This window comes from Thermanaeromonas toyohensis ToBE (assembly GCF_900176005.1).
In the GTDB taxonomy this organism is placed as follows: Bacteria; Bacillota; DSM-521; order Neomoorellales; family Neomoorellaceae; genus Thermanaeromonas; species Thermanaeromonas toyohensis.
The window spans coordinates 708,216-726,703 of the sequence record NZ_LT838272.1 but is presented as its reverse complement, the minus strand read 5'-3'; the positions used below and the strand labels follow the sequence as shown (position 1 = coordinate 726,703).

Sequence of the window (18,488 nt, the reverse complement as noted above, 5' to 3'; positions counted from 1 at the left end):
GAACTCCTCCATAAGAATTTACCTGAGGTAATTAGTAATGTTTTTTACTTTCTACGAGAATTAGGTAAATCCTGCCGTAAGAGGAAAAAAGCCGGGCGCTTTTTTCTCCTCCTTTCTCAAAAAATACGACATAAACCAAACTTATTCTACTGCCCTGGCTCCAACACTTGAGGTCATTCCAGAAGGAAGGCCAAAATACCGGGCGAAGACCTCCCGGGCTACCTTACCCGCCGAATCTCCACCATGCCGAGCATACTCAATAACTCCCGCAAAGGCAATTTGAGGATCATCATAGGGAGCAAAAGCTATAAACAACCCATAAAAGTCCCGGCTTTTATCATCACCAGCTAACCCGGTCTGGGCAGTACCGGTTTTGGCTGCCACCTTAATAGATGGTGGAAAATCCTGGAACAAAAAAGAAGCCGTACCCTCCGGCGACTGAGTCACCATTAGCATCCCTCGCCGTACTTCTTCTAGAATTTCGGATGGGATATCTACCTTACGAATTACCTCCGGTTGATATTCCTTTTTAACCTGCCCGTCAGGAGATATTACCCGCTTGACCAAGAAAGGTCTTAAGCGGGTACCACCATTGGCCAAGGTGGCCACATAATTGGCTAGTTGAAGGATAGTGAAACTATTGGCTCCTTGGCCTATGGCGGTATTGTAGGTGTCAAAGGGTTGCCAAGTAGTCTCAAAATTGAAGGTTATTTCATAGGTAGCTCTAAGTTGGCGTAATTCCTGTTCCTTTTGTTTAAGGAGGCGTTCCCTCTGGGTTGGAGAGGCCGAGGCCAGAAGCTCAGCGTACTTTTTTTCTATATCCGCCTGGCGCTTCTCTAGCCATCTCTGCAATATAGCTGTATTTACCTCCTTTTTCCAAGTAGGGGAAGGCAAAATCCCTTTCGCTTCTCCCAAAACCCCCAGGGCCCCAGTAGAAGAACCTAACCCGAACTGCTCAGCTACGCTATCGATCATCTTGATACCCGCCATCTCGCCAGCCCACTGGAAGTAAGTATTGCACGAAACAGCCAAAGCCCGTTCTAGATCCACACGACCGTGGGACTGCCAGCAATCTAGCCCTCCTGGTTTAAAGTAGCGCCCGCTACAGTAGATGGCATCCTGGGGTCTTACAGCCCCAGATAGAAGGGCAGCAAGGGCTGTAATGGGTTTAAAGGTAGAGCCTGGCGGATAAGTACCCTGGACTGCACGGTTAAATAAGGGTTTAAGATGTTCATCGTTATAATAGGCTTGCTTTTTAGCGTAGCCGCCATTGACAAAATCGTTAGGGTCCATATCTGGCTTACTGGCCATGGCCAGGATAGCTCCTGTCTTAACATCCAAAACCACTGCCGCCCCAGCACCCGCCTTAGGATTCTTTTTCTTTTCCTCAGCTATAACTTGGTCCATGGCCGCCTCTAAAGTCTTTTGGAGGTCAAGATCAATAGTAAGCTCTACAGTGTCTCCCGGAGCTGGTGGGATGGTTAAAAGATCGCGTATTTTCCGGTTAAAGGCATTGACCTCCACCTGTTCAGCTCCGTCTTTACCCTTAAGGCCAAACTCAAGGCTTCCCTCCTTCTCGTATTCTAAGTAACGTTCGATACCACTTTTACCTATCTTGTCATTAAGGCGGTAGTTACTCCCTTGTCGCTCTAGAAGTTCCTCCCGGGTAATCTGCCCAACAAAACCCAGGATATGGCCGGCCAAGGAACCATGGGGATAAAAGCGCTGAGGTTCAACCGATATATTTACCCCTGGGAGCTCCAGTCGTCTCTCTTCTAAACGAGTAATTACGGCCATGGCCTCAGGACTAGAGGGAAACCTTTTAATAACCGCAGGTTCATAACGGTAGGGATTGTTTTTAATCTTTTCCCAAATAGCCTCTGCTGTAAGCTCCGGATCCCCCAAAAGCTCAGCCAAACGGCGAATGACTGTATCTGTATCGGTGTTGGGAACAGGGCTAAAGGTTATTACGTAGACTGGCTGGCTAGTGGCCAGCACTCTACCTTTACTGTCCAAGATATCGCCCCGTCTAGCTTCAATGGGAATCAAGCGTATGCTATTTTGGGCCGATTGACGGGCAAATTCCTGGGCGTTCACCACTTGCAAGAAGAAGAGCCGGGCCGAAAGGAGCAAAAAGACAAAAATGATAAAGACCAAGTACACGTTTAAGCGGCCATCAAGCTTTAACTTCCAAGGCTCCTTCGCCTGGCCAACCATTCTGTTCCCTCCCGCTTAAGACTCTGGCCTAAGAAGGCTAAGGAGGCATTATAAACCGAAACTGGGACTATAGTTTTCACCCAACTTAATCCCCAGGGATAATGAAGGCCCACCAAGGGGGCTACTAGCAAGAATAGGAACCCAGCACCTAGGGTGGCTAGCCAGACTACTAGGACGGGAACTAGCGGGTTATCACGGTTAAGTTTCTCCTGACCCCATCCCACAGCATACCCCACTAGCATTTTTACTAAAGCGTTTAATCCTAAAGAGCGGCCTAGATACATATCTTCCATGAGGCCATAGACTGCCCCAAGAAGAGCCCCGTACCAATTTCCATGAGACAAAGCATAGAAGGATAAAAGGATAAGGAGCAGATCTGGTTTAACGCCGGCTACTTGGAAGGCTTGTAGGACGGTGGCTTCCAGGATAAGGCTGAGAGCCCCCATAAGGATCAAGGCTATCGTCGGCATCTCCTGCCCCCTTTAAAATTTGGGTTATCACTAATACTTCTTCTAGGCGGTTAAAGTCTACAGCCGGTTCAATTATGGCCCGCTTCATTAGTCCATCAGGTTCTAGCATTACCTTTACAACCCTGCCTATGGGCAACCCTTTAGGAAAAATCCCTCCTAGGCCAGAGGTGAGGACTATATCATTTTCTTGGATAGGCGCGTCATGGGCCAGGTGGATCATTTGCAGGTACCCACGGTAGTCAGGGCTCGCTTCCACTACTCCTAGAAGACGGCTAGACTGGACCATAGCCCCCACTGCTCCCTCGCGGTCTAAAAGGAGTAAGACTTCCGAGGTTTTAGGGAAAACCTGGATGATGCGCCCCACAACACCCGCCGGGGTAAGAACCACCTGATCTTTACGCACCCCGTCAGTAGCCCCAAGGCCTATAGTCAGGGTGCTGAACCAGTTGCTAGGGCTCCGGGCGACAACTGGAGCCACCTTTAGTTGCCATTTAGAAGCAGTAGCCTCCTTGTAAGCTAACAGCTGTTTCAGTCGTAAGTTTTCTTGGCGATACTCCTCCATCTGGATAATTTTAGCCTGCAATTCAGCTACCTGTCGTTTTAATTGCTCGTTTTCTGCTTGGTTCCGCCCCCAACTGGAAAGGGCATCTAGCGAGCCCTGGACCTTACCCATAGCCCAGGTTAGGGCGCCTGTTAAGGGCGCCATGGTTTCCTTCAAGACCCCACTAGTCAGGCTCCAAGGTGCATCTACTGGTCCTGACCAGCGTAGTAAAAAAATAAAGAAGCCCCCCATTATCATAAACCCCAGTAAGGAAAACAGCCTCCCCCCCAGCCCGCGCAAGGTAAGACACCCCTTCTACCCGTGCCGCCGGACCGCAAAAAGCACTCGTTTTAGTTCCTCTAGATTTTCCAGCACTTTCCCAGTACCTAAAGCTACTGCAGTAAGGGGATCTTCGGCTAAATTCACCGGCATGCCGGTCTCCTGGCTCACTAAGCGATCCAAACCCCAAAGCAGCGCACCTCCTCCAGCCATAACGATACCCCTATCCATAAGATCAGCAGCTAGCTCAGGAGGGGTGCGTTCCAGGCAAACTTTTATAGCTTCTAAGATAGCTGCCACCGGTTCGGAAAGGGCTTCTTTAATCTCTTCGGCCGTAACCTCTATGGTTTTAGGCAGGCCAGTAACTAGGTCGCGCCCACGAACAGCATAAGTGCGTTTCCTGCGGGCTTCGTCCTCCTCTGTATTCCCGAAATAGGCAGCGCCTATCTCGATCTTGATCTCTTCAGCTGTACGCTCGCCTATCATTAAGTTATAGTTCCTTTTAATGTGCTGGGCGATGGCTTCATCCATTTCGTCGCCACCAATGCGGATAGACCGGGAAGTAACAATACCTCCTAGGGAGATAACAGCTACTTCTGTGGTTCCTCCACCGATATCCACTATCATATTCCCCGTAGGTTCATATACAGGAAGGCCAGCACCTATGGCTGCAGCCATAGGTTCTTCAATAGGATAAGCCTCCTTTGCACCAGCTTGGATAGCTGCTTCCCGTACAGCCCTTTCTTCTACAGCAGTAACCCCCGAAGGGACCCCCACCACCACCCGGGGGCGTACAAAAAAGCCTTTAGGGATCACCTTCTGTATAAAATAACGCAACATACTCTGGGTAACGTCGAAATCAGCTATTACACCATCCTTTAAAGGCCGGATAGCAACAATGTCCCCCGGCGTACGACCGATCATCCTTTTGGCAGCCTCACCCACAGCTAAAACCTGACCTGTGTCCCGGCGGATGGCCACTACTGAGGGTTCCCGCAAGACGATACCTTTTCCACGGACGTAAACTAAGGTATTAGCAGTACCTAAGTCGATCCCGATATCCCGGGCAAAAACCATGACTCTTTCTCCTTCCTAAAAAGGAATTTATAGCAAACCCTTCTCTTTCATACTGACAAAAGAACCGTCTCCTAAAATAAGGTGGTCCAAAACTTCTATTCCCAGGATTTTGCCTGCTTCCACCAACCGCCTGGTAACCTGTATATCTTCCAGGCTAGGTGAAGGATCTCCACTGGGATGGTTGTGGACCAAGATAACAGCTGCCGCACTCCTCCGCACCGGTCCTTTAAAGACCTCCCGGGGATGCACAAAGGAAGAGTTGAGGCTACCCACCGCCACATTATCTATAGCCAGGACCCGATTCTTGGTGTTAAGGGAAATGGTGCGGAAGTGCTCCCGGTCCAGGTATCTCATCTCGTCCATAAGGAGATGGGCGGCATCAGCTGGGGTATGGATCAAAGGCCTCTCCGGCCGAAAGATTCTTAGCCTTCGCCCTAGCTCAATGGCCGCCTTGATTTGGGCAGCCTTAGCTAACCCGATACCCTTTTGGTCTTTAAGTTCTTCTAAAGAGGTTTCCGCCAAGTAACGTAAGCCCCCAGGTTGGGATAAAAGCCTTTGAGCTAATTCTAGGGCTGTCTCCTGCGGGGTGCCTGTCCTTATAAGAATGGCCAACAACTCAGCATTAGAGAGGGACTGGGCGCCGAAAGCTAACATTCGCTCCCGTGGTCGCAAGTCTTCAGGTAGATCCTTAATAGTTCTTCCTGGGTAGCGTGCCATTCTTCCCCTGCATCCTTCCTGGGCCTCCCTTTAGAGGCTAGGTCCTATTCCACGGATCGATCCCGAACTCCTGTAAAAGGGCTACCGTGCGTACCAGGGGCAACCCCACCACATTAAAAAAGTCACCGCAAATACTTTCTACTAAGAGAGCTCCTAAGCCTTGGATACCGTACGCTCCAGCCTTATCCAAGGGCTCACCAGTAGCCACGTAGGCCTTGATCTCTCGTGCACTAAGCTGGCGGAAACGCACTTCTGTACGTTCCCAGGCCTGCCGGAAAATCATGCCCGGGACCCTGACCAACGCTATCCCTGTATAAACTTCGTGGCTTTTCCCGCTTAAGAAGGAAAGCATGGCTTCCGCCTCTTCGGCCGAGGCCGGCTTACCCAGCACCTGTCCCTGGCATACCACAATGGTATCGGCTCCCAGGACTATAGCATCAGATAAGCCCCGGGCCACCATTTCCGCCTTGGCCCGAGCCAGGGCTGTCACCCGCTCCGCAGGAGGCAGGCCAGTATGCAGACCAGCATAATCCCCTTCTTCAATATCGCTGGGAATGGTCAAAAAATCAAGACCTAACTGGGCTAAAAGCCTTTGCCTCCGGGGCGAAGCCGAAGCCAAAACTAACTGTGGCAATTTAAGCCTCTCCTTCCAGCGCCTTTAGGCCTCTTGGTACGCCTTAAGGTTTTTTCGGAAGGCTAGGTTAAAGGTTAAAATCTCTAAGTTAACAGTTAAATCTACATTGCGTACCTCAATATGGTCTGGTACATTGATCACCCGAGGCGCAAAGTTTAGAATGCCGCGAATGGAAGTCTTAGCGAGCTCATCCGCCACAATTTGTGCTTGATCGGCTGGTACCGCAATTATGGCGATCTGGGCCTTCTCTCTCTCAATTATCTCCGCTAACCTATCCATGCTGTAAATTTCTACTCCGTTTAAGCGGTAACCTATCTTATGGGGGGCTATATCAAAGATGCCTACTATCTTAAAGCCCCTCTCACGAAAACCACCGTACATGGATAAGGCGGTTCCTAAGTTCCCGGCCCCGATTATGACCATGGGCCAGGTAGTATTGAGGCCCAGTATTTTTATAATATGCCAGTACAGGTCTTTTACATTGTAGCCCACCCCGCGGGTACCAAACTCACCAAAATAAGCTAGGTCTTTACGTACCTGAGCCGGGCTAACCCCTACCCCTTCCGCTATCTCTCCGGAAGAAATAGTCACTATACCCTGGCGATCTGCCTCTGCTAAGAAACGCGAATATACCGAAAGGCGCATTATAGTGGCCTCGGGGATCTTCAGTGTCTTTAGCACTTTCATCTCCTCCTTGTTCCAAACCTTGATTTTGTCCTATTCGCTATTTAACTGCAAAATCCTCTTTTTTATGCTTTAGAAACCATTTCCTAGCGTCAGCTATCATGTACAAAGATCCAGTGGCGCAAATCAAGTCCTCAGGCCCTGCTAGACTTAAAGCTATCTGTAAAGCTTGGGAAATGTTCCTAACTGCTTGTACATGGGGTGTAAACCGCCTGGCATAAAAGGCTAGTTTTTCCCAGTCCCCGGCCCTGGGGCTATTCGGTCGCGTCACTATCACTCTTTGGGCCAGGGGAGCCAATAAACTTACCATCTTTTCCCTTTCCTTATCCGCCAGCATTCCTAAAACCAAAATTAGGTGGCGATAAGAAAAAATTTCTTCTAAAGCCTGCTTTAAAGCTAGGGCGCCATCGTAATTGTGGGCTCCGTCTAAAATTACCAGGGGATTTTTACCCACAACTTCTAGCCGGCCAGGCCAAAAAACCTTCGCTAGACCTTCCCTGATCTGGTCTTCAGTAACCCTTAGACCCCGGTGCCGGCGGGCAGCTTCAATGGCGGCCACAGCTAGAGAGGCGTTAATAAGCTGGTGGCGTCCTAGAAGGGATATCTTAAGCCCCTGGTAACACCGGCCCAACCCTTCCCAGTCTAACTCTCCCCCTTCCTGGGAAAGAGCCACTTCTTTAAAGTGGATGTCCCTTCCTAGCCGGTAAAGGGTGGCCCCTTTTTGCTGGCAAGCCTTTTCAATTACCTCCAAGGGTTCAGGTTTATCCACACCAGTAACCACCACACCATCTTCTTTAATTATACCGGCCTTTTCCCGGGCTATTTCCGGAAGGGTGGCACCCAAGTACTCCATATGATCTAACCCTACGTTGGTGATTATACTCACTTCCGAAGCAGGAATTATGTTAGTAGAATCAATGGAACCTCCTAACCCTACCTCTAGTACTACATAATCAGGCTTTACTTCTGCAAAATAATACAACGCCAGGGCGGTAGTTACCTCAAACTCTGTAGGATGTTCAAAGCCATCCTTTACCATATCCTCTAGAACAGGTCGCAGGAGAGTTAAAAGATAAGCTACGTCTTCTTTCGGGATCTCCTGACCATCTAAGCGGATACGCTCAGTGTAACTATGCAAATGGGGGGAAGTGAAAAGGCCTACCCGGTAGCCTGCAACCTGTAGTATAGTTGCCACCATAGCCGCTACCGAACCCTTACCATTGGTTCCCCCAATATGAAAAAAACGGAGCCGCCGGTGGGGATCCCCCAACCGCCGCAGCAGCTCCTCCATACGGCCTAAGCCAAGGTTGATGCCAAACTTAGTAAGCTGGCGTAAGAACTTTAGGGCTTGGTGGTAGTTCAATCCCTTTCACCTCTGCTCTTTAAAGAAGACAGGCGTTGGCGTAGGGCCTCTTCCTTAGCCTGTAGCTCTTCTGCCTTATTCCGTTCCTTCTCCACCACTTCAGCTGGCGCTTTAGCTAGAAAATCAGGATTAGCTAGTTTCCCTTGCACCCGAGCTAGCTCTTTCTGAGTGGTAGCTAACTCTTTTTCTAGCCTGGTTATTTCTTTTTCATAATCCACAAGGCCTTCCAAGGGCAGATATACTTCTACCCCTCCGCATACAGCTGAGACTGCCTTAGGCAAAGGCTGCTCCCGGCCAGCCAGTATTTCCACTGGCTCGGCCTGGGCCAGGGCGCTGAAGTAGCTACAAGCTTCCTCTAACACCTGGCGAATTTTCTCTCCCGCTGCCACCAGGATAACCCGAACTTTCCGCCCAGGAGTAACCCGCATTTCACTCCTTAAGTTACGGATGGCCCGGATTACCTCAGTAATTAAGGACATGGCTTCTTCGGCCTCAGGGTCTATCGCTTGGGCCTGAGCCTTAGGCCAAGGGCTTATCATGATGCTTGACCTTTCCCCAGGGAGGTAATGCCATATTTCTTCGGTAATAAAGGGCATAAAGGGATGTAGGAGCTTAAGGAAAGTCTCTAAGACTTCTAATAGTACCTTTTGAGCTGTACTCTTGGCTCGTTTATCCTCCCCGTAGAGGCGGATCTTGGCGAGTTCTATATACCAGTCGCAGAACTCTCCCCAGAAAAATTCATATAAGCTTCTAGCCGCTTCCCCTATTTCGTAATCCTCCATGTTTTTAGTGACTTCATCCACGACAGTATTAAGGCGGCTTAATATCCAGCGATCCGGCAGGGTATAGGGAGCCCTTTCCCCTTCCGGGTTAAAATCTTTAAGATTTAAAAGCACAAAACGGGCAGCGTTCCAGATCTTATTACAGAAATTGCGGGTGCTCTCTAATCTTTCTGGATGGAAGCGAAGATCGTTCCCTGGAGTATTACCCGTGATCAACATGAAGCGTAAAGTATCAGCCCCATACTCTTCAATTACATCCATAGGGTCCACACCATTTCCTAAGGACTTACTCATCTTGCGGCCCTGGGCATCCAAAACCAGACCATGGATAAGGACTTCCCTGAAAGGCACCTCACCCATAAACTTAAGGCCCATGAAAAGCATTCGGGCTACCCAGAAGAAAATAATATCCCTGCCCGTGACTAAAACCGAGGTAGGATAGTACAGGGCAAGCTCCGGAGTCTTGTCCGGCCACCCCATGGTAGAAAAAGGCCATAAGGCAGAACTAAACCAAGTATCAAGTACATCTGGGTCCTGCTCCAGGGCGGTGCTACTGCAGGCCGGGCACTCTATGGGGTCCTCAGTGCTGCAGATAACTTCCCCGCACTGCTGGCAATACCATACAGGTATACGATGGCCCCACCAAAGCTGGCGGGATATACACCAGTCTCGGATGTTCTCCAGCCAGTTAAGATAGATCTTAGTAAAACGCTCCGGTACAAACCGCACCCGTCCTTCTAAAGCAGCCTGGATGGCAGGCTCGGCCAAGGGTTTCATACGCACAAACCACTGGGGAGATACTAAGGGTTCTATAACCGTTCCGCACCGGTAACAATGGCCTACCGCATGGGTATGTTCCTCTACTTTAATGAGGTACCCTTGCGTCTCTAAATCCTTTACCACCTTTTCCCGGCAGGTATAACGGTCCAGGCCAACATAGGGACCAGCTTCGGTTGTCATTATAGCATCTTTTCCAATAACCGTGATGGAGGGGAGCCCATGGCGCCTGCCCACTTCAAAATCGTTGGGGTCGTGAGCTGGGGTAATCTTTACAGCCCCGGTACCGAAGCTAGGATCTACATATTCATCAGCAATAACAGGTATTTCGCGGTTTAGGAGGGGCAAAATTACTGTACGACCAACGAATTCGCGGTAGCGTTCATCATCCGGGTGCACAGCTACAGCCGTATCCCCCAGCATGGTTTCTGGACGGGTAGTGGCTACCGTTATACCGCCCTGCCCCTCTTTAAAGGGGTAAAGTATATACCATAGGTGTCCTGGTTCTTCCTCATGTTCAACTTCAATATCCGATATAACTGTAGCACAGCGCGGGCACCAGTTTATAATATAATCTCCGCGATAGATCAAGCCTTCCTGGTAAAGGCGTACAAAAACTTCCCGTACGGCCCGGGAACACCCTGCATCCATGGTGAAACGCTCCCGACTCCAGTCGCAGGAAGCCCCCAGGCGGCGCAGCTGCTGAGTGATACGGGTACCATACTCCTCTTTCCAGGCCCATACCCGTTCTAGGAATTTTTCTCGACCCAGGTCGTACTTGCTAATCCCTTCTTTGGCTAGCTCTTCTTCTACCCGGGCTTGGGTGGCTATGCCTGCATGATCCGTCCCAGGTAGCCAGAGGGTGGCATCCCCCCGCATCCGGTGCCAGCGAACCAGGATGTCCTGGAGGGTGTTATCCAGGGCATGTCCTAGATGGAGGCTCCCCGTAACGTTAGGGGGGGGCATCACTACGCTAAAGGGTTTTCGGTCGCCTCTATTTTCCACTGGCGCGCGGAAATACCCAGCTTCCTCCCAAACCCGATACCACTTATTTTCTACCTTATGCGGGTTATAGACAGAGGGTAATTCCTGAACTGATGGCACGCCCGCTTCCTCCTTAGGGTTCTCTTAGAAAAAAACCCCTCATCCGCCGCAGGGACGAGGGAAAAATATCCTTGTCCTTGTAATATCTTAGCGACTTAAGGCAAGATGTGTCAAGGGCTGTTGCGTTATCGCCTCTTCCCGGGCTTCTTTTACTTCTGTCGCTGGCTGCCTAGAAGACCGTTCAAAGGGTACCAAAGCTTCTTTTAGAACCTCATCCATATGCTCCACCAGAACAAATTTAAGCTTCCGCTTCACCTGGGGGGGTATCTCCTCTAGATTTTTCTCATTGTCTTTGGGTAAAATAACGGTCTTTATACCGGCCCGGTGGGCAGCCAACACTTTTTCCTTAATTCCACCCACCGACAATACCCTGCCTCGTAAGGTTATCTCCCCGGTCATAGCTACATCATTCCGTACAGGCACACCCATAAGGGCCGAAGCCATGGCCGTAGCCATAGTGATACCGGCCGAAGGTCCGTCCTTGGGTATAGCTCCCTCCGGGACATGGATATGCACATCATTCTTTTCGTGGAAGTCAAGGGGCAGGCCTAATTCTTTCGCCCGGGAACGCAGGTAGCTAAATCCAGCGTAGGCAGACTCCTTCATTACATCGCCAAGCTTCCCGGTCAAAGTCAGATTGCCCTTCCCAGGGAGTACCGCCACTTCCACGTTGAGGACTTCACCGCCCACTTCAGTCCAGGCCAGCCCCCGGGCCACACCCACTACCTCCGCCTCTTCAGCAAGAGTATGACGGTAACGGGGCACTCCTAAGAAATTATCTACATTTTGAGCTGTCACTTTTACCGCGGTAGTATTGCCACTAACAATCTCTTTAGCTGTCTTGCGGCATAACTTGGCTATCTGCCGCTCAAGATTCCTTACCCCCGCCTCCCTGGTGTATTCCCGGATTATGCGGCGCAAGGCATTCTCAGAAATAATAAGCTGTTCCTTCTTTAAGCCGTGCTCCTTTAGCTGTTTGGGGATGAGGTGAAGCTCGGCTATTTTTATCTTCTCTTCTTCCGTGTACCCAGGTATACGGATGACCTCCATACGGTCTAAAAGGGGCCGGGGGATCGAATACTCTACATTGGCTGTAGTTATAAACATAACCTTGGACAGATCGAAGGGGGCTTCAATATAGTGGTCGCTAAACATATAGTTCTGTTCTGGATCTAGGACTTCTAGTAGAGCCGAGGCAGGATCTCCACGGAAATCGGAACTCAACTTATCTATTTCATCCAGCAGGAATACTGGATTTTTACTACCCGCCTGCTTCATACCCTGGATGATACGACCAGGGAGGGCGCCCACATAGGTGCGCCGGTGACCCCTTATCTCCGCCTCGTCCCGTACCCCTCCTAGGGAAATGCGCACAAACTTCCGCTGCAAAGCTCGAGCTATAGACTTGGCCAGAGAAGTTTTACCTACACCTGGAGGTCCTACGAAGCAAAGAATAGGCCCACGCATCTTCTTAGCCAGCTTGCGGATGGCCAAGTACTCTAGAATCCTTTCCTTAACTTCCTCCAATCCGTAATGATCCTCGTTTAGTATTTTCTCTGCTACTTTGATATCCAGACGATCGCGGGTCTCCTTTTGCCAAGGTAAAGCCAGGAGCCAATCCAGGTAATTGCGCACTACTGTAGCCTCAGCAGCCATGGGGGGCATTTTCTCCAGGCGTTCCACTTCTTTTAAAGCCCTCTCTTCTATTTCCTTAGGTAGCTTAGCCTGGGCTATCTTTTCCCGTAGCTCCTCAACTTCAGCCTGCCGCTCATCCTTCTCACCTAGCTCTTTTTGGATGGCTTTTATTTGCTCCCGGAGATAATATTCCTTCTGGGTTTTTTCCATCTGCTTCCTGACCCGCAAATTTATCTTACGTTCAAGCTCGAGGATCTCCTTCTCCCGGGCCAGGATTTCGCATAAAAGCTCTAAGCGCTCTTGGATATTAAAGGCCTCAAGTATAGCCTGCTTGTCAACCAGTTTGAGATTTAAATGGGAAGCGATGACATCTGCTAGCCGTCCTGGCTCTTCTAAACTCACCACAGCTACAACCGTTTCCGGCGGTATGCGCTTGGACATTTTAACGTAATGCTCGAACTCGTTTATTAAGGTACGCATTAGGGCCTCTACTTCGTTGGTGGTGGCCCCTTCATCCCGATATTCCTGGATCTCTACGGCCATATAGGGGTCATAGCTCAAATACCGGGTTATTCTGCCCCGCCTTAAGCCCTCCACAAGAATCCTTATAGTACCGCCGGGCAACTTTAGCAATTGTTTAATCTCAGCTACAGTACCAGTAGCATAGATATCTTCTTCACCCGGGTCATCAGTTTGGGCTTCCTTCTGCATGGCTAAGAAAATTTCTCTATCACGAACCATCGCAGCTTCGATGGCGTTTATAGATCGCTCGCGCCCTACATCCAAATGAAGCACTGTATAAGGAAAAACGATAACCCCCCGTAAGGGAAGCAAAGGAAGAATCCGACTCAAAGCTTACACCTCCATAAGGTCCCTTACCCCTCACTTCCTCGTCCAGGTCTTCATTATATTCTACGAAATGTTGATTACCTCCGCAATAGGAAAAAAGCGGTTCCCAGGTGTAGAAGGAAGAGCTTTAACGAAACACCAAAGGTGAAGCGCTTAAAACTTGAGGATGGTGGGCCAAGGTTTCGCGATTGTTTATCTGCTTTTCCCGGTAGAGGGCATATTCCAAGGCTTCCTGTACGCGGCGTATAGGAATTACCTCGATATCCCGGAGGTGGCGGAAATTTTCTTGCCAGTTTTCCGCCGGTATAAGCACTTTCTTAACCCCCGCTAAGCGAGCAGCTTCCACCTTAGGTATTATCCCTCCTACTGGACGTACAAAACCTCGCAAGGAAACTTCTCCAGTCATAGCCACTCGATTGTCTACTGGAATGCCAGTAAAGGCAGAGTAAAGGGCTACCACCATGGCTACTCCGGCAGAAGGTCCGTCCACAGGAATAGAGCCAGCAAAATTAAGGTGTACGTCATAATCCAGGGGATCGAGGCTAAGGAGGCTTCTCAATACAGTCAAGACATTGTCCACCGCGTTACGGGCCATACTTTTCTTCTTTAGGCGTCGGCCCTCCAGTCCCCCCATCTCCTCTTCTTCCACTACACCTGTAACTACCACTCGACCCCGTCGGCCACCTACAAAATGTGCGCTGGCTTCCAATTCTACTAGAATCCCCATATTAGGGCCGTATACCGCCAGTCCATTAACTACCCCTACCTGCGGTTCTGAAGGTACCCGGGCTTGCGGCCTGGGCGAGTACTGGCCACAGCTTACCACCCATTCCACATCCTGGCTAGCGATCTCCCGGCGCCCTTCTGTAAGAGCCAACCCGGCCGCAAGTTGAAGCATATTTACCGCTTCCCTACCATTGGTAGCGTACCGCTTTATAATCTCCACTGCCTCCTCCTCAATGGATAGCTCTATTTTACGAGCTGCATTTTTTACGATCCTCCCGATCTCTTCCGGCAGGAGGGGGCGGAAATAAATTTCTATGCAACGGGAACGGATGGCCGCCGGTATTTCCTGTGGAAGCCTGGTGGTGGCCCCCACTAACCGGAAATCGGCAGGTAGCCCATTTTTAAAGATGTCGTGAATATGGGGCGGGATATTGGTATCCTCTGAACTATAATAGGCGCTCTCTAGCAGCACTTTACGATCTTCCAACACTTTCAGGAGCTTATTGATCTGGATGGGGTGAAGCTCCCCTATCTCGTCTATAAACAATATACCACCGTGGGCTTTAGTAACAGCTCCCGGTTTAGGTTGAGGAATACCGGCCAGGCCCAAGGGACCAGCCCCCTGGTAAATAGGATCATGTACCGACCCTATAAGGGGATCCGCAATACCCCGCTCATCAAAACGGGAAGTAGCCCCATCTACTTCCACAAACTGAGCATCCTCCCGGAAGGGCGAAAGGGGATTCTTCTTGGCCTCTTCTAGCACTAGCCTGGCTGCCGCCGTCTTGCCCACTCCCGGAGGACCATAGATGATCACATGTTGGGGATTAGGTCCGCATAGGGCGGCTCGTAGGGCTTTTAAGCCTTCTTCCTGGCCAATGATTTCTTCGAAACTCGTAGGACGGGTCTTTTCCGAGAGGGGCTCGGTCAAGGCAATCTGGCGTAATTGCTTAAGTTTTTCTAGCTCCTTACGGGATTCCTTTTCTATGGCTGTCCGGTTCCCTGGCTGGGTTTTAAAAAGGTTAGCTAGATACATGGCGGCTACCACGGCCAGGAAAACCTGCAAAAAAACTAGCATTCCGCCAAGATTTAGAGTGCTTTCCGGCACCAACTTAAGCTCCTTTCTACATGCTTTTGTTTCTTAAGTTGTGCCGTAAGGCAGTATTTTATCCAGACAATTCCCCAAAAGGTCCAGAAAAATAAAAAAGGCAGCCCTCTGCGCTGCCATTTTACCCTTAATGAGTTTATCTCTATTCTCTTAATTTATTTTTATCTTTTTATCTACTTCTTCCTTTTGCATCTCTTTACATCTCTTACTTCTTTTTACATCTCTTTAAGCGCTTTCCTCCTTTTTCTTTTTCCGATCCACTGCAGTCACGATGAGGGGTTCTTCTTTACGCAAAATACAATCTTTGGTAATTATTACCTTGGTCACATTACCTCGAGAAGGAATCTCATACATGACATCTAGCATAACTTCTTCTAATATAGCTCGAAGCCCCCGGGCGCCCGTTTCTCGCTTAAGGGCTTCCCGAGCTATGGCCACCAAGGCATCTTCTTTAAATTCCAGGCTTACACCATCCATTTCGAAAAGCTTCTGGTATTGTTTCACCAGGGCATTACGTGGCTCAGTCAATACACGGATAAGGGCTTCCTCATCCAGAGCATCTAGGGTAACAATGATGGGCAGACGACCGATGAACTCCGGAATAAGGCCGTATTTTAAAAGATCTGCAGGCATGACATGCTTTAAAATATCCCCGATCTGAATATCTTTTTTGCTACGGATTTCAGCCCCGAAGCCCATGGTCTTCTGAGAAATCCGGTTCCTTATTATCTTGTCTAAGCCCTCAAAAGCTCCACCGCAAATGAAGAGGATATTGGTAGTATCTATCTGGATAAACTCCTGGTGGGGATGCTTCCGGCCGCCTTGGGGCGGTACACTAGCTATAGTTCCCTCCAGGATTTTAAGCAAGGCCTGCTGCACACCTTCGCCAGAGACATCCCGGGTGATGGAAGGATTCTCCGACTTACGCGCGATTTTGTCTATCTCATCAATATAGACAATCCCTTTTTCAGCCTTCTCTACATCGTAATCGGCAGCCTGGATAAGCTTAAGGAGGATGTTCTCCACGTCCTCACCTACATATCCTGCCTCAGTGAGGGAGGTGGCATCAGCGATGGCAAAGGGTACATTTAGGATTTTGGCCAAAGTCTGGGCTAACAGGGTTTTACCGCTGCCTGTAGGCCCGATCATAAGGATATTGCTCTTTTGTATTTCCACATCCTCTAGCTTAATACCCAAATGAATACGCTTATAATGATTATATACGGCCACAGACAATGCCTTTTTGGCATGGTCCTGGCCGACAACATACTGGTCCAGAATTTCTCGGATCTCCTTAGGCTTAGGGATTTCTCCCAGCTCCATACTGAGATCCTCATTTAGTTCCTCTTCTATAATCTCATTGCATAATTCTATGCATTCATCACATATATATACGCCCGGCCCCGCAACCAGCTTCTTTACCTGATCCTGGAGCTTACCGCAAAAGGAACATTTAAGTTGCCCTTTATCATCAGTATACTTATACATTGAAGATTCACCTCGCTGTGTCTATTTGGCGGGCAACTCACGCTTAGTGATCACCTCGTCAATAAGGCCGTACTCCTTAGCTTCCATAGCCGACATAAAGTAATCCCGGTCCGTATCCCTGGCTATAACCTCTAAAGGTTTTCCTGTGATGTCACTTAAAATCTTATTCAACAAGTCTCGGATACGCATAATACGCTTAGCATGGATTTCGATATCCACCGCCTGGCCCTGGGTACCTCCCATGGGCTGGTGTATCATGATCTCACTATGAGGCAAGGCATATCTTTTTCCCTTGGCCCCAGCTGCAAGAAGGAAGGCAGCCATACTCGCCGCCAGCCCTACACAGATAGTAGAGACATCTGGTTTGATATATTGCATGGTGTCGAAAATAGCCATTCCGGCTGTTATGGAGCCACCAGGGCTATTGATATAAAGGTGGATATCTTTATCCGGGTCCTCGGCCTCTAAGAAAAGCATTTGGGCTATAACCAGGTTAGCTACATGATCATCTATAGCGCTACCCAGGAAAATAATACGATCCTTTAACAACCGCGAGTATATATCATACGCCCGTTCGCCCCTATTGGTCTGCTCTACTACTATCGGTACCAGAATGGACACCTTCTATCCCACCTCCAGAATCTTCCTGGTCCTCTTTGCCTTCTCCATTCTTAACCACAGGAACACTATGATCTACCAAGAATTGAGCCGCCTTATTAATTATAATATCATATTTTAGCCGTTCTAAGCCATCACCTATTTTCTCTCTTACCTCTAAAGGATCCTTCTTTAACACACGAGCCATCTCCTGGATTTCCCTATCTATCTCTTCCGGAGTGGCTGTAAGCCCCTCTGCTTTAGCAATGGCTTCTAATACCAGCTCTGTCTTGACCTGTTTCTCTGCCCGAGGCCGGAAATCTTCCCGCAGCTTAAAGATATCTTTACCAGTTCTTTCCATAAACTTCTCTAACGAACTCCCTTGGGAATGGAGACGCAAAGCAAAATCTTCTATTAAACGGTCAATCTGGCGTTCCACCAAAATTTGAGGTACTTCTACCTGGGCATCTTCCACCACCTTTTCTACTACTTGGCGACGAACTTCAGCCTTAGCCCATTCTTCCCGCTGTTTTTCTAGACGTCTCCTAATATCAGCCTTTAGCTCATCTAAGGTTTCAAATTCGCTTACATCCTTGGCAAATTCATCATCTAAAGGAGCCAAGTGCTTTCGCTTGATAGCTCGGATTTTGACGAGGAAAACTGCCTCTTTCCCTGCCAGCTCTTGACGGAAATAACCTTCAGGAAAAGTTACCTTAACCTCCCGCTCTTCATCTACTTTAGCCCCTACGAGTTGGGCCTCAAAGTCAGCAATAAAAGTACCGGAACCTATCTCTAAGGGATAATTTTCTCCTTTGAGCCCAGGATATTCACGACCCTCGATCAGCCCCTGAAAATCGATAAATACCAGATCGCCTTCTCGAACCGTTCCGTCTTCTGCTTCCTTAAGCTCGGCATACCTTTCCTGTAAACCCTTGAGGTATTGCTCAACGTCTTCCTCGGTCACTTTCACCTCCGGCTTATTTACTTCTAAGCCCTTATATTGCCCTAAGGTTACTTCCGGTTTAACTTCTACGGTAGCCTTAAAAATAAGGGGCTGCCCCTCTTCTGCCTGGATTATTTCTACCTGGGGACGATCGATGGGTTCAATCTTAGTCTCCTCTACGGCCTGGCGGTAAGCCTCCGGTACCACCATATCTATGGCTTCATGATACAGGGACTCTTTACCCAGATACCGCTCTAATATAAACCGAGGGGCTTTTCCCCGTCGGAAGCCGGGGATATTTACTTGGCGTACTAACTTACGGTAAGCTCGCTCGAGGGCTTTAGCTAACTGGGGAGCTTCTACCTCCACTTCCAAAACTACCCGGTTATTTTCTAGCTTCTCCACCGTAGCCTTCATTTATGCTGCGTCCTCCTCAAGGTTTTAGACTTAGAGGATCATTTCGCTATCTCCCGGATATTTCCTGCTAGAAGAAGGCC

Annotated in this window: 14 protein-coding genes; all 14 read right to left on the bottom strand. The window is 49.3% G+C overall.

Annotation, left to right across the window (positions count from 1 at the left end):
* Nucleotides 1-141: 141 nt before the first annotated feature.
* Entirely contained in the window at nt 142-2,217 is a 2,076-nt protein-coding gene (gene mrdA, locus B9A14_RS03480; RefSeq protein ID WP_084664044.1) for a penicillin-binding protein 2, read from the bottom strand.
* Complete coding sequence (gene mreD / locus B9A14_RS03475; RefSeq protein ID WP_084664042.1) at nt 2,184-2,687, bottom strand: rod shape-determining protein MreD; 504 nt, start codon at nt 2,685-2,687, stop codon at nt 2,184-2,186. The genes mrdA and mreD overlap by 34 nt, the downstream gene beginning before the upstream one ends.
* On the bottom strand, nt 2,599-3,486 hold the full coding sequence (gene mreC, locus B9A14_RS03470) for a rod shape-determining protein MreC (protein ID WP_157109765.1): 888 nt from the start codon (nt 3,484-3,486) through the stop codon (nt 2,599-2,601). Before mreC ends, mreD begins: the two co-directional genes overlap by 89 nt.
* Nucleotides 3,487-3,543: 57 nt before the next feature.
* Complete coding sequence (locus B9A14_RS03465; protein WP_084664038.1) at nt 3,544-4,584, bottom strand: rod shape-determining protein; 1,041 nt, start codon at nt 4,582-4,584, stop codon at nt 3,544-3,546.
* A 27-nt stretch (nt 4,585-4,611) separates the two neighbouring features.
* Nucleotides 4,612-5,301 (bottom strand): RadC family protein, encoded by a 690-nt coding sequence (radC, locus tag B9A14_RS03460; RefSeq protein ID WP_084664036.1) that lies wholly within the window; start codon nt 5,299-5,301, stop codon nt 4,612-4,614.
* 37 nt (nt 5,302-5,338) lie between these two features.
* Nucleotides 5,339-5,935: a Maf family protein gene (locus B9A14_RS03455; RefSeq protein ID WP_084664034.1), complete on the bottom strand. Its 597-nt coding sequence runs from the start codon at nt 5,933-5,935 to the stop codon at nt 5,339-5,341.
* Nucleotides 5,936-5,959: 24 nt separating this feature from the next.
* Entirely contained in the window at nt 5,960-6,616 is a 657-nt protein-coding gene (locus tag B9A14_RS03450) for a redox-sensing transcriptional repressor Rex (RefSeq protein ID WP_231967890.1), read from the bottom strand.
* Between the two features lie 43 nt (nt 6,617-6,659).
* On the bottom strand, nt 6,660-7,982 hold the full coding sequence (locus B9A14_RS03445) for a bifunctional folylpolyglutamate synthase/dihydrofolate synthase (RefSeq protein WP_084664030.1): 1,323 nt from the start codon (nt 7,980-7,982) through the stop codon (nt 6,660-6,662).
* Entirely contained in the window at nt 7,979-10,645 is a 2,667-nt protein-coding gene (locus B9A14_RS03440; RefSeq protein ID WP_084664028.1) for a valine--tRNA ligase, read from the bottom strand. The genes B9A14_RS03445 and B9A14_RS03440 overlap by 4 nt, the downstream gene beginning before the upstream one ends.
* An 87-nt stretch (nt 10,646-10,732) precedes the next feature.
* The gene (lon, locus tag B9A14_RS03435) at nt 10,733-13,132 is read right to left on the bottom strand and encodes an endopeptidase La (protein WP_084664026.1); all 2,400 of its coding nucleotides are present in this window, start codon (nt 13,130-13,132) and stop codon (nt 10,733-10,735) included.
* Between the two features lie 124 nt (nt 13,133-13,256).
* Nucleotides 13,257-14,933: an ATP-dependent protease LonB gene (gene lonB, locus B9A14_RS03430; protein ID WP_157110028.1), complete on the bottom strand. Its 1,677-nt coding sequence runs from the start codon at nt 14,931-14,933 to the stop codon at nt 13,257-13,259.
* Nucleotides 14,934-15,188: 255 nt separating this feature from the next.
* On the bottom strand, nt 15,189-16,451 hold the full coding sequence (gene clpX / locus B9A14_RS03425; protein WP_084664022.1) for an ATP-dependent Clp protease ATP-binding subunit ClpX: 1,263 nt from the start codon (nt 16,449-16,451) through the stop codon (nt 15,189-15,191).
* 21 nt (nt 16,452-16,472) lie between these two features.
* Complete coding sequence (gene clpP / locus B9A14_RS03420) at nt 16,473-17,072, bottom strand: ATP-dependent Clp endopeptidase proteolytic subunit ClpP (RefSeq protein WP_084664020.1); 600 nt, start codon at nt 17,070-17,072, stop codon at nt 16,473-16,475.
* A complete protein-coding gene (tig, locus tag B9A14_RS03415; protein ID WP_084664018.1) occupies nt 17,032-18,408 on the bottom strand; it encodes a trigger factor in 1,377 nt (458 codons plus the stop codon). Before tig ends, clpP begins: the two co-directional genes overlap by 41 nt.
* Nucleotides 18,409-18,488 lie beyond the last annotated feature (80 nt).

Bases quoted from the DNA above. Each gene is read 5' to 3' on its own strand.
- mreD (WP_084664042.1), bottom strand. From the start codon at position 2,687: ATGCCGACGATAGCCTTGATCCTTATGGGGGCTCTCAGCCTTATCCTG.
- lonB (WP_157110028.1), bottom strand. From the start codon at position 14,933: ATGCTAGTTTTTTTGCAGGTTTTCCTGGCCGTGGTAGCCGCCATGTAT.
- B9A14_RS03465 (WP_084664038.1), bottom strand. From the start codon at position 4,584: ATGGTTTTTGCCCGGGATATCGGGATCGACTTAGGTACTGCTAATACC.
- mreC (WP_157109765.1), bottom strand. From the start codon at position 3,486: ATGATAATGGGGGGCTTCTTTATTTTTTTACTACGCTGGTCAGGACCA.
- clpX (WP_084664022.1), bottom strand. From the start codon at position 16,451: ATGTATAAGTATACTGATGATAAAGGGCAACTTAAATGTTCCTTTTGC.
- tig (WP_084664018.1), bottom strand. From the start codon at position 18,408: ATGAAGGCTACGGTGGAGAAGCTAGAAAATAACCGGGTAGTTTTGGAA.
- radC (WP_084664036.1), bottom strand. From the start codon at position 5,301: ATGGCACGCTACCCAGGAAGAACTATTAAGGATCTACCTGAAGACTTG.
- mrdA (WP_084664044.1), bottom strand. From the start codon at position 2,217: ATGGTTGGCCAGGCGAAGGAGCCTTGGAAGTTAAAGCTTGATGGCCGC.